Origin of the sequence: Exiguobacterium sp. s145 (assembly GCF_018618835.1) — a bacterium.
GTDB lineage: Bacteria > Bacillota > Bacilli > Exiguobacteriales > Exiguobacteriaceae > Exiguobacterium_A > Exiguobacterium_A artemiae.
The window spans coordinates 59,351-72,414 of the sequence record NZ_JACSMV010000008.1; the positions used below are offsets into that span (position 1 = coordinate 59,351).

At 49.9% G+C, this 13,064-nt stretch carries 11 protein-coding genes and 2 other annotated features; of the genes, 1 reads left to right on the forward strand and 10 read right to left on the reverse strand.

The features are described 5' to 3' along the window. The 10 genes from KNQ07_RS08420 to KNQ07_RS08465 all read right to left on the reverse strand — a co-directional run bounded on the left by KNQ07_RS08420 (position 1) and on the right by KNQ07_RS08465 (position 12,266). On the reverse strand, positions 1-567 hold the full coding sequence (locus tag KNQ07_RS08420; protein ID WP_214766086.1) for an anthranilate synthase component II: 567 nt from the start codon (positions 565-567) through the stop codon (positions 1-3). After that, entirely contained in the window at positions 564-1,958 is a 1,395-nt protein-coding gene (trpE, locus tag KNQ07_RS08425) for an anthranilate synthase component I (protein WP_214766088.1), read from the reverse strand. Before trpE ends, KNQ07_RS08420 begins: the two co-directional genes overlap by 4 nt. 49 nt (positions 1,959-2,007) lie before the next feature. Continuing rightward, positions 2,008-2,250, reverse strand: a binding site (T-box leader). 47 nt (positions 2,251-2,297) lie between these two features. Further along, positions 2,298-2,530, reverse strand: a binding site (T-box leader). A gap of 61 nt (positions 2,531-2,591) precedes the next feature. Then, the gene (locus KNQ07_RS08430; protein ID WP_214766090.1) at positions 2,592-3,875 is read right to left on the reverse strand and encodes a dihydrolipoamide acetyltransferase family protein; all 1,284 of its coding nucleotides are present in this window, start codon (positions 3,873-3,875) and stop codon (positions 2,592-2,594) included. Positions 3,876-3,888: 13 nt separating this feature from the next. After that, positions 3,889-4,872: an alpha-ketoacid dehydrogenase subunit beta gene (locus tag KNQ07_RS08435; protein WP_012369824.1), complete on the reverse strand. Its 984-nt coding sequence runs from the start codon at positions 4,870-4,872 to the stop codon at positions 3,889-3,891. Next, positions 4,869-5,882 carry a thiamine pyrophosphate-dependent dehydrogenase E1 component subunit alpha gene (locus KNQ07_RS08440; RefSeq protein WP_012369823.1) on the reverse strand — a complete coding sequence of 338 codons (1,014 nt, stop codon included), beginning with the start codon at positions 5,880-5,882 and terminating at the stop codon, positions 4,869-4,871. The genes KNQ07_RS08435 and KNQ07_RS08440 overlap by 4 nt, the downstream gene beginning before the upstream one ends. Positions 5,883-5,895: 13 nt before the next feature. Beyond that, positions 5,896-7,317: a dihydrolipoyl dehydrogenase gene (lpdA, locus tag KNQ07_RS08445; protein ID WP_012369822.1), complete on the reverse strand. Its 1,422-nt coding sequence runs from the start codon at positions 7,315-7,317 to the stop codon at positions 5,896-5,898. Continuing rightward, positions 7,287-8,390 carry a butyrate kinase gene (buk, locus tag KNQ07_RS08450; protein ID WP_214766092.1) on the reverse strand — a complete coding sequence of 368 codons (1,104 nt, stop codon included), beginning with the start codon at positions 8,388-8,390 and terminating at the stop codon, positions 7,287-7,289. Before buk ends, lpdA begins: the two co-directional genes overlap by 31 nt. 16 nt (positions 8,391-8,406) lie before the next feature. Further along, on the reverse strand, positions 8,407-9,531 hold the full coding sequence (locus KNQ07_RS08455) for a Leu/Phe/Val dehydrogenase (protein WP_012369820.1): 1,125 nt from the start codon (positions 9,529-9,531) through the stop codon (positions 8,407-8,409). 13 nt (positions 9,532-9,544) lie between these two features. Further along, positions 9,545-10,465, reverse strand: coding sequence for a phosphate butyryltransferase (gene yqiS, locus KNQ07_RS08460; protein WP_214766094.1), 921 nt, complete (start codon positions 10,463-10,465; stop codon positions 9,545-9,547). Positions 10,466-10,610: 145 nt separating this feature from the next. Beyond that, the gene (locus KNQ07_RS08465) at positions 10,611-12,266 is read right to left on the reverse strand and encodes a sigma-54-dependent Fis family transcriptional regulator (protein ID WP_012369818.1); all 1,656 of its coding nucleotides are present in this window, start codon (positions 12,264-12,266) and stop codon (positions 10,611-10,613) included. A gap of 121 nt (positions 12,267-12,387) precedes the next feature. On the opposite strand from KNQ07_RS08465, the gene KNQ07_RS08470 reads away from it, so the two are divergent. Then, positions 12,388-12,642, forward strand: a complete 255-nt coding sequence (locus KNQ07_RS08470; protein WP_012369817.1) for a DUF2627 family protein — start codon at positions 12,388-12,390, stop codon at positions 12,640-12,642. The last annotated feature ends 422 nt before the right edge of the window (positions 12,643-13,064 follow it).

The window sequence follows — 13,064 nt, forward strand, 5'->3', positions numbered from 1 at the left end:
TCACTCCTTCGTCAATTCGATAAATCGTTGAATCATGTCTTGTCCAAATGGTGTTCCGATCGATTCCGGGTGAAACTGAATCCCGTAGGTCGGATGGTCACGGTGTTCGAGTGCCATGATTATGCCGTCATCCGTCGTTGCCGTTACTTCAAGTACTTCGGGTAAGGTCGTCCGGTCGACAATCAACGAGTGGTAACGCATGACATCGAATCGTTCCGGAAGACCGGTAAACAGGCGTCCGGTTTGTTTGATGGTTGAGGTTTTCCCGTGTCGGATTTCATCCGCTTCAATGACGTGTCCGCCAAAGGCTTGACCGATCGCCTGATGTCCGAGGCAGACACCGAGAATTGGGATTTTTCCGGAATAGGTCTTAATCACGTCGAGACAGATGCCGGCGTCATTCGGATTTCCCGGACCCGGTGATAAGATGATACCGTCGGGATGCAAGTCAGCAAGTGCAGTCACTTCAATCGCATCATTTCGGATGACCTGGATGTCATCGTAGACAGCCGCATATTGATACAGGTTATAGGTAAAAGAATCATAGTTATCAATCAGTACAATCATTTCCAAACCTCCAGTAGTGACTTCGCTTTGTGCAACGTCTCTTCATACTCCAAGGTCGGATCAGAGTCATACACTATACCCGCTCCGGCCTGAACATACGCTTTTCCGTGCTGGATGACCATCGTCCGGATCGCAAGCGCAAAATCAAGATTCCCGCTGACATCAAAATATCCGACGGCTCCGGCATACACTTCGCGCTTTTTTGTCTCGTATTGATTGATCAGTTGCATCGCCCGAATTTTCGGAGCTCCGGAGACCGTACCTGCCGGCAGACAAGAAATCAAGGCGTCTGCCCCTGTCTTTCCTTCCGCCAGTGTCCCTTCGACGACGGAAACGAGATGCATGACATTTTTAAAGCGTTCGATTTCCATTTGCCGTGAAACATGAATGCTGCCAATCTGACAGACTTGACCGAGATCGTTCCGGCCCAAGTCAACGAGCATCCGGTGCTCAGCCTGCTCTTTTTCGTCGTTCAGTAACTCATCCGCCAGTTGTATGTCTTCCTGTTTTGTTTTGCCGCGGGGGCGTGTCCCGGCAATCGGATTCGTCGTGACATGACGGCCTTTGACTTGAACCAGGCTTTCCGGGGATGCGCCGAGGACGATGACTTCTCCCAAATCAATGTAAAAGAGGTACGGGCTCGGATTGTCCTGCCGCAACTTCCGGTAAAAGTGGAACGGATCACCGGCGAATGTTGCGTCTAACCGCTGTGACAGCACCAGTTGGAAGACATCACCCTGCCGAATATGCTGTTTTGCCTGCTCGACGAGCGAGATGAACGTTTCTTTCTCAATCTGCGGTTGGTAGACGATATTTTCAAGCGGCCGTTCGATCCGCGTCTGTTGACCGGTTTGTTCGAGCTGCGTTTTACGGATATGCAGCTTCCGTACCATCTCCTGCCGGTCGGTCAGCCCGCAAAGTGACGTATGAATCAAATGCACGCGGTGTTCCAAATGATCGTATAAAATGATTTCGTCATAGACCGCAAGCAGTGCGTCCGGTAAATTCCGATCACTGTCCGGCACAGGTCCGATGTTTTCATAGGCCCGAATCGCATCATAGCCGACATAGCCGATTGCGCCGCTTAAAAACGGAAACTCGAAATCCGTTGTTCCCCGTGTCACAGACTGTTGCAGAAGTTGGACCGGATTTCCTGTCATCGTTACGGTTTCTTCCGTCTGAAGATGATGTCGTGTCACTTGACTGCCTTCCGCCCGAAGCAGTTCAACCGGATTAACGCCGATGATCGAGTAGCGACCGTTCCCGCCGCTCGCCGAACTTTCAAGCAGACATTTCCGGTCTCCTTCCAGATGTAAAAAGATCGAAATCGGTGTTAACTCATCGCCGTTCATTTCGATTTGTTCGATTATCAATTGTTCTGTCTCGATCATCCTGTTCGCCTCCTGATATAAAAAAAGTCCTCCATACAGCAAATGCCGTATGGAGGACGATAGACTCGCGGTGCCACCTCACAATTGGAACAAAAACGTTCCCACTCTTTCCGATGCGTCTTGACGAGACATCGTAGCCTGAGATAACGGGGGCTTCCGTCACGACCTACTTACCGTTCAGTCCTGCTCTCATGAGACCATTCATCACACATCCTTGTACGGAAGTCCCACCATTCTTCCGCTCTCTGAAACAACGATTTGTCTGATTACTTAACTCATTCATCGATTTATTTATTCAATTGAATACGAAAAGGGTTTCCTCATCCATTCATGATAAACATGAAGGACGGGAAAACCCGCGGTACCACCTTCGTTGACTAGTGCTAGTCCCCTCGAACGAACCGGTCACCCTGATTCGTCGTCCCTGATAACGGAAGGTACCCGTCAGAGCCTACTGTAAGTTCGGTCTGATGCTCAGAAGTCCATTCACCTGCTTCCCGATACTGATTCGCACCACCCATCAGCTCTCTTGAATCGTTTCATAGGTTACTTCTCTTCGTCATTGCGTCTGTATTGTTTAATTGTTTTTTATGTTACGTTGGAAACCGTTTTCTGTCAACAGATTTGTCTGAATCAATATAAAGACAGTTGATTCGGGTCAATTGATTCGAGTGACTGTTTGACTGTCTGCAGGAATTGACCGGCCACGAGTCCATCGAGCACCCGGTGGTCAATCGACATACAGAGGTTGACCATATCGCGTGCTGCGAACATACCGTTGATCCAGACCGGACGTTTAACGATCGATTCGACGGATAAGATTGCCGCTTGCGGGAAGTTCAGAATCGGTGCTGACTGAATCGATCCGAATGATCCGGTATTGTTGACCGTAAACGTTCCGCCCTGCATTTCGCTTGATGACAAGCGTCCGGCTTGCGCGCGTTTACCGAAATCATCAATCGACCGGGCAAGTCCTTTAATGCTGAGCTCGTCGGCATTTTTGACGACCGGTACGAATAGTGCTTCCTGTGTTGCGACTGCCAGTGACAGGTTGATCGCTTTTTTCTGAATGATCTTGTCACCCGCCCACGTCGAGTTCATGATCGGATGTTTCTTTAAGCCTTCAACCGTTGCTTTCATGAAGAACGGTAGGAATGTCAATTTTACGCCTTCTTGTTTGAAGAAGGCGTCTTTATGACGGTTCCGGGCTTCAACCAAGTTTGTCACGTCAACTTCAATCATTAACCAGGCATGCGGTGCTTCGTGCTTAGAACGGACCATGTTCGTTGCGATTGCCTGACGGACACCTGCTGTCGGAATTTCGATGTCTCCGTCTTCCGTCGTGCTTGCTGTTGATTTAGCTGTTTGCGGACGTGACGGTTGCGCCGATTCCCGTTGCTCAGCCGGTTTTGCTGCCGGAACCGACTCAATCGTCGGTGCTTCGACTGTATCCGGTTGCTTGATTTGTCCGGTTTCGACGATTTTTAACAAGTCTTTCCGGGTAATCCGGCCGCCGGCACCTGTTCCCGAAACCTGTTCCAAATCGATGCCGTGTTCAGCCGACAATTTCAAAACGGCTGGTGAATAACGTTTCTTCATCGACTGATCACTCGAGACCGGCGTTTCTTCAATCGCCGGAACAGCTTCTTCCGTTGCCGCGACTTCTGTCGATCCGCCGCTGACTTGCAAGGTTACGATTGCTTCCCCGACTTGCAGCGTATCCCCTTCTTCAGCAAGCAGTTTGTCGATGACGCCGTCAAACGACGACGGTACTTCTGCCGTGACTTTATCAGTAATGACTTCCGCAATCGGATCATACTTTTTGACCGTATCACCTGGTTTGACGAGCCAAAGGGAAATCGTCCCTTCCGTTACACTCTCACCAAGCTGTGGCATCGTTAATGTTTCGGTTTTCATTGACGTTTCCCCCTTAGTACGCGTGCAGCGTCCGGATTTTGTCCTCGATTTTTTCACTCGAGACGTTAAAGAATTTCTCCATCGTCGGAGCGTATGGCATCGCCGGTACATCCGGACCGCAGAGACGCTCGATTGGTGCATCGAGATCAAACAACGCTTCTTCCGCGATGATGGCAGATACTTCACTCATGACACTGCCTTCTTTGTTGTCTTCTGTAACGAGCAAGACTTTTCCGGTTTTCCGGGCTGCCGCGACAACCGCTTCCCGGTCAATCGGATAAACCGTCCGTAAATCAAGAATATGAACATCGATACCGTCTTTCTCAAGACGCGCCGCTGCTTCAAGGGCAAACTGAACACAAAGACCGTACGTGATGACCGTTAAATCTTCACCTTCCCGTTTGACATCGGCTTTACCGATTTCAACAGTATAGTCTCCTTCCGGCACTTCACCTTTGAGCAGACGATAGCCGCGTTTATGTTCAAAGAACAGGACAGGATCGTTTGAACGGATGGCTGCTTTCAGCAAACCTTTCGCATCATATGGATTAGACGGAATGACGATTTTTAAGCCCGGCGTCGAATTGAACATCGCTTCGACGGATTGGGAATGGTAAAGGGCACCGTGAATCCCGCCGCCGAATGGTGCGCGGATGACGATTGGGCATGACCAGTCATTGTTCGAACGGTAACGGATTTTTGCCGCTTCACTGACGATTTGGTTGACGGCCGGCATGATGAAATCCGCAAACTGCATTTCAGCAATTGGACGCATTCCGTACATCGCTGCGCCGATTCCGACTCCGGCAATTGCACTTTCAGCGAGTGGCGCGTCGATGACACGTTCTTCCCCGAACTGCTCCAGCAATCCTTGTGTCGCGCGGAAAACACCGCCGCGGACGCCGACGTCTTCTCCGAGGACGAAGACGGATTCATCGCGTTCCATCTCTTCTTTGATCGCACTGTTAATGGCTTCGATTAAACTTAATGTCGTCATTTCGTTTCCCCCTCATCGTACACGTAACGGAGTGCATTTTCCGGTGCATCGTAAGCTGCCGCTTCCGCATACGCCGTCGCTTCATCGACTTCTTGTTCGAGTTTCGTTTCGAGTTCCTGTGCCGTTTCTTCTGTCAGGACACCCATTTGAATCAGTTTTTCGCGGAACAGTTTGACACCGTCGCGTGTTTTCAGTTCAGCCAGTTCTTCTGCCGAACGGTAAGATTTATCATCATCATCGGACGAATGCGGTACGAGACGTTCGACTTCAACTTCAATCAGTGTCGGACCGTCACCGCGCAGACCGCGTTCACGTGCCTCTTTGACCGCTTTGTAGACAGCAAGCGGATCGATGCCGTCAATCGTCACACCCGGCATCCCGTATCCGATCGCCCGGTCGGCAACGTGTTTCGCCGATAATTGTTTCGAGAGTGGTGTCGAAATCGCATATTTATTGTTTTCACAGAACAGAATGACCGGTAATTTGTGAATGCCGGCAAAGTTTGCTCCTTCATGGAAGTCTCCTTGGTTCGACGACCCTTCACCAAACGAAACGTAGGCGACAAGCGGTTCCCGACGCATCTTCGCAGCAAGGGCAATCCCGACCGCATGCGGTACTTGCGTCGTGACCGGACTTGATCCTGTCACGATGTTCAGGGCACGTGAACCGTAATGACCCGGCATTTGACGTCCACCTGAGTTCGGGTCTTCCGCTTTTGCGAAAGCGGACAACATGATATCACGTGACGTCTGTCCAAAATGCAGGACAACTCCGAGATCGCGGTAGTACGGCAAGATATAGTCTGTTCCTTTTTCAAGCGCGAAGGCAGCACCGACTTGTGCTGCTTCCTGCCCCTGACAGGAAACGAGAAATGGAATTTTACCCGCCCGGTTTAATTTCCACATCCGTTCGTCGATTTTCCGTGCGCGGACCATCGTTTCGAACATTTGAATCGCGTCCTGCTCCGTCAAACCCAGTTCGACGAGTTCTTTGAATTCTATTTTTTCCATCTGTTTTTCCTCCTTAGGCGTGAACCGCTAATCCGTCGACTGCCAGTGCTGCTTCCCCGAACGCTTCTGAAAGTGCAGGGTGTGGATGGACAAGCTGTCCGACTTCCCATGCCGTTGCATTCAGCACAAGCGCAAGACCACCTTCACTGATTAATTCCGTTGCTTTAGGTCCAACGATATGAACGCCGACCAGATCATCCGTCTTGGCATCGGAAACGAGTTTAATGAATCCGGCTGCTTCCCCTTCAATCCGTGCTTTTCCAAGACCGTTAAACGAGAACATCCCCGTTTTGACATCGAGTCCTGCTGCCTTTGCTTCGGCTTCCGTCAATCCGACGGAGGCGGCTTCCGGCACACTGTAAATACAACGCGGAACAAAGGCATAGTTCAGCGGTGTCGTTGAACCGTTGACAATCGTTTCGACCGCTTTTGCCCCTTCTGCTGACGCGACGTGTGCGAGTTGCAGGCGTCCGATGACATCACCAATCGCAAAGATATGATTGTCCTTCGTGCGGAACTCATCATCGACTTGGATGAATCCGTTTTCGACGATGATATTCGTATTCTCAAGTCCGATTCCTTCGACATTTGCCATCCGGCCGATTGCGACCAGCAGCTTGTCTGCTGCGAGCGTCGTCTTGTCCCCGTTACGGTCGACATCGATCGTCACACCGGACTCGGTCAGCTGGAAGCTGTCGCTTTGCGCCGCTGCACTCGTCATGATTTTGACACCGCGTTTTTTGAGCTGACGGGCCACTTCCCGACTGACAGCTTGATCTTCCGTCGGTAAAATCCGGTCGCTGAATTCAACGACTGTAACCTCGACGTCAAAGTCCGTCAACATCGACGCCCATTCGATTCCGATGACGCCGCCGCCGATGATGACAATTGATTTTGGTAAAGCGTTCATGTCGAGTGCCTCATCCGAGCTGAGCACATATTCGGAGTCAAACGCCAGACCGTTTAACGGACGCGGTCGTGAACCGGTCGCAACAATCAATTGGCGCGGTAAAATCAATTCGCCGTCACCTTCTTCCGGCTCGACGCTAATCGTTCCCGGCATCGGTGAAAAGATGCTTGGTCCGAGAATCGAACCGCGGCCGTGAAAGACTTCGATTTTTCCTTTTTTCATCAGGTGCTGGATACCAGATTCGAGACCATCAATGATGTCCTGTTTCCGTTGTTTGACCTGTTCGAACCGTAAAAACGATTCCGGTACGTCGACGCCGTATGTAGCGGCGTGTTTTACTGTCTGATAGACGGCAGCCGACTTTAAAAATGCTTTGGATGGGATACATCCACGATGCAGACAGGTTCCCCCGAGTTTTCCTTGTTCTACGATTGCTACCGTCTTCCCGGCTTGCGCAGCGCGGATCGCTGCGACGTATCCACCGGGTCCACCACCTAGGACAACGACGTCGAATTCTCTAGCCATGTTAATTCGCCTCCATATTCCTTCACTTGTTCCTCTTGACGCAGTACACGTATTACGCCTTCTGCAAGCGCCCGTAACTCATCTTCTCCTGGTATCCGGATGACAGATCCGATATGGGCAATCCGTTCTTCAATCGCTTTCGTCAACCGGTCACTGTATGCGAGACCGCCCGTTAAGATGACAGCATCGACTTGACCGTATAAAACAGCACTTTGGGCCGCGATTTCTTTTGCAACTCGATACGCCATCGCCTCATACAGTAGAGCGGCTTTTTCATCTCCGTCGTCAATCCGACGTTCGATTTCAACCGCATCATACGTGCCTAAGTGCGCGACAAGTCCGCCTGACCCAACGACCAGACGCTTCATTTCCTCGAGTTTATACTTGGTACTATAACATAGTTCTACTAGTTGACCAACAGGCAGGGATCCGCTTCGTTCCGGTGAAAAAGCCCCTTCTCCGTCGAGTCCATTGTTGACATCAATCACGCGTCCGTTCAGATGGGCACCGACCGTGATCCCGCCACCCATATGGGCAACAATCAGCCGTAATTGCTCGTAGGGTATTCCATTTTCTTTCGCATACCGTTTCGCGACTGCCTTTTGATTTAAGGCATGGAAAATACTTTTCCGTTCGAGTTCAGGCAATCCTGTAAGACGGGCAATCGGCTCCAGTTCATCGACGACGACCGGATCAACGATGAATGCCGGAATCGATAACGTTTGACCAATCTCATCTGCAAGCAGTCCACCGAGATTCGAAGCATGAATTCCGAATGTGCCGTTCAGTAAATCCTCACGCATTTCCTGATTGACGCGGTATGTCCCGCTGACGAGCGGACGAAGCAGACCACCGCGACCAACAATCGCCGTAAGCGCTTTCAAATCAATCTGTTCTTGTGCCAGCACATCGAGGACGACTTGGCGTCTGATGTTCAGCTGATCTGAAAGCGGTCCTCCGACCGCTTCAGCTGAATGGCGCAACGTTTTCGTAAACACTTGCTCTGTTCCATCAAAGATTCCGATTTTCGTTGAGGTTGAACCCGGATTGATGGTTAAAATACGTTCGCTCATTGAACTCCTCCTCTGATTAACCGCGTGATCCTAAAATGTTTTTATCCCGGCGTAAGAACTGGCTGCGGGCACTGCCCATTGTCGCGATCCGTTCTTCTGCCATCTTCTCTGCTGCCCGGTAAGTCGGCAGATGGTCACGTTTGGCAATTTCGATGACTTTTGCTACCGCATCATAGACGAGTTCGACTTTTTTCATCGCCCGCTCACGGTTGTACCCGTCGAGTTCGTCGGCCACATTGATGACACCTCCTGCGTTGATGACGAAGTCCGGTGTATATAAAATACCGCGTTCCTGGAGCATATCTCCGTGACGATCTTCTTTGAGTTGGTTGTTTGCTGCTCCGGCAATGATTTTCACTTTCAGTTGTGGAATCGTCTCATCGTTCAATGTCGCACCTAAGGCACACGGCGCAAAGATATCGGCATCGACGCTGTAAATTTCATCCGGTCCGACGACGAGAGCGCCAAACGCTTCTTCTGCACGGCGTAATGCATCTTGATTGATGTCTGTGACAATCAATTTTGCGCCTTCTTCATGCAAGTGACGGCATAGGTTGAAAGCAACGTTACCAACACCTTGAATCGCAACTGTTTTTCCTCCGAGTGAATCTGTGCCATATACTTCTTTAGCGGCTGCCTTCATCCCGCGGTAAACGCCATAAGCCGTGACTGGTGACGGATTGCCGCTTGATCCGAATGCCGGGCTGACACCGGTTACGAAATCTGTTTCCATGTGGATATAATCCATGTCGGCGACTGTTGTGTTGACGTCTTCCGCAGTGATGTAACGTCCGTTTAACGACTGTACGTAACGACCGAATGCACGGAACAGAGCTTCTGATTTTTGCGTTTTCGCATCACCGATGATGACCGCTTTCCCGCCGCCAAGGTTCAGACCGGCTGCCGCATTTTTATACGTCATGCCTTTTGCCAAACGAAGCGCGTCGATCAATGCTTCCTCGTCAGACGCATAGTTCCACATACGGAGTCCGCCGAGTGCTGGTCCGAGTGTCGTATCATGAATCGCGATAATCGCCTTTAATCCTGAGACTTTATCGTGACAAAATACGACTTGTTCGTAATCTTCCATTGCCATCGTTTCGAAAATACTGAATCGTGCTTCTACGTTTGTTTCAACCATTGTTAGTTCCCCCTTAGATTGTTTGTTTGATTTTTTTGGTAGGTTGCGCATTAAGTAAAGCAAAGGCTAATGAATAGAGTTTCGCTTCCGCCGTGTCGGCTCGACTTGTTAAGACGACAGGTGCTTTAGCCCCGACTAAAATCGCTGCAACCGATGCCTGAGCAAAGTACATCAGGGATTTATAAATTACGTTTCCGACCTCGATTTGTGGCACGACGAGTAAATCCGCTGCCCCCGCAACGTCTCCTGTCAGTCCCTTTTGTTTCGCCGCTTCTAAATTGACGGCGTTATCTAGAGCAAGCGGACCGTCAACAAGGCAATCCTTGATTTGTCCGCGTCGATTCATTTGTGTCAGTAAGGCGGCATCAATCGTCGCCGGCATCGTCGGATTGACGACCTCGACAGCAGCAAGTACTGCCACTTTCGGCAAGGAATATCCGACGGCTCGAAGTGCGGTCACACCGTTTTCAATGATGTGGACTTTATCCTCCAGCGTCGGAGCGATATGAATCGCAGCATCCGTCAATCCAATGGCGGTCTCCCGTCCCGGTACTTCAAACAAAGCGACATGTGACAACACTTTTCCTGATCGTAAGCCCGTCTCCTTGTTCAAGACAGCTTTCATGAACGTCGCTGTCGGAACGAGTCCTTTCATCAAGACATCCGCGTCCCCTTTGCGGACGGCATAGGCGGCACGCTCTGCTGCTTCTTGTGCCGTAGCCGTATGCGTGATGACGAACTGTGATTCGCTCAACTGTCGATCATGAATCATTTTTTGAATACGTGTCGCATCCCCGAACAAATGAAAACGGGCTAAATCATTCTCAATCGCCAACGACACTGCATCCATTACCTCTTCATCATCAGCGGATGCAATCGCAACGACTGCATCTTCAAGACCTGCTGCTTGTTGAACCATTTGTTCAAACCTCAAGCCATTTCCCCCCTTACCTGTCGTTCTCTTTATTTAATAGCAATTTCCATGCCAACTCTAAACCGACGGTATACCAACATCTTCGTCTTTATTTTTGCATGGAATTGCATTTATTTGCAATATATTGCACGCAACATTTTGCAAATCAACATTGGATGTTAAACCGTTCCACTTTGTAATAGAGTGCCCGTAAAGAGATGCCTAACTGTTTGGCAGCTTCGGTCTTATTTCCATTTACGACATCAAGTGCTTCCCGAATCAATTGTTCTTCGACGTAGGACATCTCATCCGACAGATGCTTGATTTCTTTTTTTGGACGTTCCGACCGTTTAGACGGTGTCGGGGAAACGAGTTGCAGGTGGCCTTTGCGTAAAACCTGTTCCGTTTTATCCGTAAAAATCAACGCGCGTCCGATGACATTTTCGAGTTCCCGGACGTTTCCTTTCCACGTCTGTTGTCGGATCGCTTCCAATGCATCTTCAGAAACACGTTCGACGGACCGGCCGTAACTTTGGTTCAATTTACGCAACAGATGTGTCGACAGCGGAGCAAGATCATCCGGTCGTTCGCGAAGAGCAGGAATATGGATCGGCAGCCGGTTGATCCGGTAATACAAATCTTCCCGGAACTCCCCGGTGATGATTTTCTGTTCAAGATTGGCATTTGTCGCGGCAATGATTCGGACATCGACCGGAACCGCTTTGGCTCCACCGACGCGAACGACTTCATTTTCTTGCAGTACCCGTAATAATTTGGCTTGGACATCAAGCGGCAGTTCACCAATCTCATCTAAAAACAAGGAGCCGCCATGCGCCTCTTCAAAATAGCCTCTTTTTCCGCCACGGCGGGCGCCGGAAAAGGCGCCTTCTTCATAACCAAACAATTCACTTTCAAGTAGGCTCGGCGCAATCGCTGCACAGTTGACCCGGACGAATTGTTCGTATCGGCGATCGCTTGCAGCATGAATCGCATGGGCAAACAATTCCTTCCCGGTACCGGACTCTCCCCGGATCAAGACATTGACCGGCATCGTCGCGGCAAGCTTCGCCTGATCGACGACAAAACGCATTGACTCACTTTCGGCAATGATGTCATCAAACGTGTATTTCGCCTCCAGTGTCCGGATTTTTTGTTTGGCCGCCTTCAATTCTTTTGTTAACGCTTTCATTTCCGAGATATCGCGAATGACACCGACTGATCCTCGTACTTGACCATCCACGACGACCGGTGCGGCATTGACAATGATATCCCGTCTGTCTTGACCAATCTTCATCCGGGCATCCCGAACACTTTCGCCTGTTTCGAGCACCCGTAAATGGACCGATTCCTGCATCCCGATATCTGCGCTTGCCGGCTTACCGATGACGTCTCCCTCTGTATATCCGGTCATCCGGGTATACGCAGGATTGATCAGCATCGTTTCCCCCGCCTGATTGGCTACTGAAATCGCTTCACTCGTACAGTGAATGATAGCTTCGAGCATCCGCTCTTTTTCTGCCAAACGCTCGAGTAACACACGGACAAACTCTCCCGGTAAAACCGCGGCTTCCGGAAAATAATGAATCAATTGCTCGAGCACACCGTGTTCTCCGGTCGCATCAATAATAAAGTCAATGGCCGTGCCTTGAAAAGCCGTCCATGTTTTTTCCACCCGGATATGTCCCCGTTTTGCGAGTTGAACGCCAATCGCGTGTTCGTCTGGATCGACGACCCCGATTACCGTCAACAAAGGCGAACGTTGAAAAGCATGTAATACTTCTGTTCCACCGCGCCCCGCACCAACGATCAAGAGATGATGCATTCTAATTCCCCCTTTGAAACTGCTTACATCTTTATCCTACCTGTATTAAAACAGGAGGGCAAATCGAATTCGCAGTCATATGGATTTTCTGATACAATACGCTTGGAAAGGGGTCACAATCATGCGAATCATCGGTCTATTATCTTTACTCATTCCGGGTATCATCGGTGCCATCGGCATCAAGCTGATGCGGGACAGTGTTTTCTTAAAAGCGCAATTCCCCTTCCGGTATCTAGGGGATTCTGCCTATGTATATGTATTACAAGGATTTTCCGGCCTGGCGTTAGCCATCGGCGGAATCGGCTTCGTCGCCGGTTATGTCTTTTACCGCGATCGTAAACGAGGCAAAGTATCGGAGCGCTATCAAAAAAAATAAACACACAAAAAGGTCCCCATCTCTTGAACTCATTTCAAGCGCGGGACCTTTTATTCATATAAAGTTGGTTTCACTTACGGATGAACTCCTCTCATAGCAGAACTATTCGTGTACTTCAAAACCATAGGTTGTCCTCTTAATGAAGAGGTTGAAAGAAATCAGATTTGGCTATCGAGCGATCGATAGAAAGGTAAAACTACTCCAGTATCTGACTTTACTTGGACCTAGGTGAAGCGTAATGTCATCCGCTTGTTGCAGTCGATCATTCGGTTGCTAACATTCACTGCTAGACAACACTCCTTTTCACGAACTGTACTTGTTACTGGTCTTGCTTGGTCTTGCTTGGTCTTGCTTGGTCTTGCTTGGTCTTGCTTGGTCTTGCTTGGTCTTGCTTGGTCTTGCTTGGTCTTGCTTGGTCTTGC

What these genes read in the sequence shown, in the direction of transcription:
- KNQ07_RS08420 (WP_214766086.1), bottom strand. Translation starts at nt 567, where the DNA reads ATGATTGTACTGATTGATAACTATGATTCTTTTACCTATAACCTGTAT.
- trpE (WP_214766088.1), bottom strand. Translation starts at nt 1,958, where the DNA reads ATGATCGAGACAGAACAATTGATAATCGAACAAATCGAAATGAACGGC.
- KNQ07_RS08430 (WP_214766090.1), bottom strand. Translation starts at nt 3,875, where the DNA reads ATGAAAACCGAAACATTAACGATGCCACAGCTTGGTGAGAGTGTAACG.
- KNQ07_RS08435 (WP_012369824.1), bottom strand. Translation starts at nt 4,872, where the DNA reads ATGACGACATTAAGTTTAATCGAAGCCATTAACAGTGCGATCAAAGAA.
- KNQ07_RS08440 (WP_012369823.1), bottom strand. Translation starts at nt 5,882, where the DNA reads ATGGAAAAAATAGAATTCAAAGAACTCGTCGAACTGGGTTTGACGGAG.
- lpdA (WP_012369822.1), bottom strand. Translation starts at nt 7,317, where the DNA reads ATGGCTAGAGAATTCGACGTCGTTGTCCTAGGTGGTGGACCCGGTGGA.
- buk (WP_214766092.1), bottom strand. Translation starts at nt 8,390, where the DNA reads ATGAGCGAACGTATTTTAACCATCAATCCGGGTTCAACCTCAACGAAA.
- KNQ07_RS08455 (WP_012369820.1), bottom strand. Translation starts at nt 9,531, where the DNA reads ATGGTTGAAACAAACGTAGAAGCACGATTCAGTATTTTCGAAACGATG.
- KNQ07_RS08465 (WP_012369818.1), bottom strand. Translation starts at nt 12,266, where the DNA reads ATGCATCATCTCTTGATCGTTGGTGCGGGGCGCGGTGGAACAGAAGTA.
- KNQ07_RS08470 (WP_012369817.1), top strand. Translation starts at nt 12,388, where the DNA reads ATGCGAATCATCGGTCTATTATCTTTACTCATTCCGGGTATCATCGGT.